At 55.5% G+C, this 1,686-nt stretch carries 3 protein-coding genes; all 3 read left to right on the forward strand.

Features of this window, described 5'->3' with window-relative positions:
- Nucleotides 1–495, forward strand: a 495-nt coding sequence (locus FN633_RS14720) for a peptidase (protein ID WP_154058962.1), incomplete at its 5' end; no start/stop codon positions are given.
- 14 nt (nt 496–509) lie between these two features.
- A complete protein-coding gene (locus FN633_RS14725) occupies nt 510–1,496 on the forward strand; it encodes a major capsid protein (RefSeq protein WP_154058220.1) in 987 nt (328 codons plus the stop codon).
- A 50-nt stretch (nt 1,497–1,546) separates the two neighbouring features.
- A partial coding sequence (locus FN633_RS18575; RefSeq protein ID WP_341805726.1) for a Bbp16 family capsid cement protein occupies nt 1,547–1,686 on the forward strand: 140 nt, incomplete at its 3' end.

The raw sequence follows: 1,686 nt of genomic DNA on the forward strand, positions 1-1,686 counted from the left end.
CCGGACGGCGAGAAGAAGCAGGAAGAGAAAAAGCCGGAAGGCGCGCCGGAGAAGTATGAGTTCAAGACTACTGAAGGTCAGGAGCTGGACACTGCGGCACTGGAGCAGTTTGAGCCTATCGCTCGTGAGCTGAACCTGACCAACGAGCAGGCTCAGAAGATGGTCGACCTGTACGGCACGCAGATCCTGCCAATGGTGCAGAAGCAGCAGGCGGAAGCCTGGCAGAAGACCACTGAGCAGTGGGCTGCCGACGTCAAGGCCGACAAAGAGATCGGTGGCGACAAGCTCACGGCCAACATTGGCGTAGCACAGCGCGCGCTTGAGACCTTCGGTACGCCGGATCTCAAAGAATACCTGAATGCTTCAGGCCTGGGTAATCACCCCGAGCTGATCAAAGTGTTCGTTAAGGTCGGTAAAGCCATGTCAGAAGACGGCATGGTGACCGGCAAAGAAAGCGGTCAGCGTACTGCTGCCGAAGTGCTTTATGGCAAATAAGAGAGGAAATAACCATGGCTGTTAAAGGCTTAACTGCGCTGACGCTGGCTGACTGGGGTAAGCGCGTAGATCCAAACGGTAAGATCGATAAAATCATCGAGCTGTTGGGGCAGACCAACCCGATTTTGATGGATATGCCGTTCGTCGAAGGTAACCTGCCTACCGGTCACCGTACCACTATTCGCTCTGGCCTGCCGCAGGCGACCTGGCGCTTACTGAACTATGGCGTGCAACCGAGCAAATCCACCACCGTACAGGTCACTGACTCCGTCGGCATGCTGGAAACTTACGCCGAAGTTGATAAATCTCTGGCTGATCTGAACGGCAACACTGCTGAATTCCGCCTGTCGGAAGACCGTGCATTCATCGAAGGCATGAACCAGCAGATGGCTCAGACGCTCTTCTACGGAGATACCAGCGTTAACCCTCAGCAGTTTATGGGCCTGTCGTCCCGCTACTCCAGCAAGTCAGCGGGCAATGGCCAGAACATCATTGATGCTGGCGGTACCGGCACCGATAACACCTCTATCTGGCTGGTGGTCTGGGGTGAAAACACCGTGCACGGCATCTTCCCGAAAGGCCAGAAGGCTGGTCTTCAGATGGAAGATAAAGGGCAGAAGACGCTGTTTGATGCTAACGGCGGCCGCTACGAAGGCTATCGCACCCACTACAAGTGGGATAACGGCCTGGCTCTGCGTGACTGGCGCTATGTTGTGCGTATCGCGAACATCGATGTAAGCGACCTGTCGGTCACCGCGAATGCTGCCAACATCGTCAGCCTGATGGTGAAAGCGCTGCACCGCATTCCGAACCGTGGCATGGGCAAACCTGTGTTCTACATGAACCGCACCATTGCCCAGGCGCTGGACCTGCAATCTCTGGATAAAGCTTCCCTGGCGTTGAACGTGAAAGAGACTGAAGGCGAATTCTGGACCACCTTCCGTGGCATCCCGATCCGTGAAACAGACGCGATCCTGGAAACAGAATCCCGCGTTGTGTAACGCCTGTCATTAACTAATGGGCCGAAAGGCCCATGTATGGAGAAAGAAAGATGATCACCGACAAACTGTTGATGTTCTCCGAGAAGCAGGCGGTTACAGCTTCTGCGGCTTCGACTGACGTAATCGACCTCGCCCCGATTGATGGCACGCGCCGCGATATTGGCGTCGGCGAGCCTCTGGAGTGGTTCGT

Origin of the sequence: Pseudescherichia vulneris (genome assembly GCF_902164725.1) — a bacterium.
Lineage (GTDB): Bacteria > Pseudomonadota > Gammaproteobacteria > Enterobacterales > Enterobacteriaceae > Pseudescherichia > Pseudescherichia vulneris.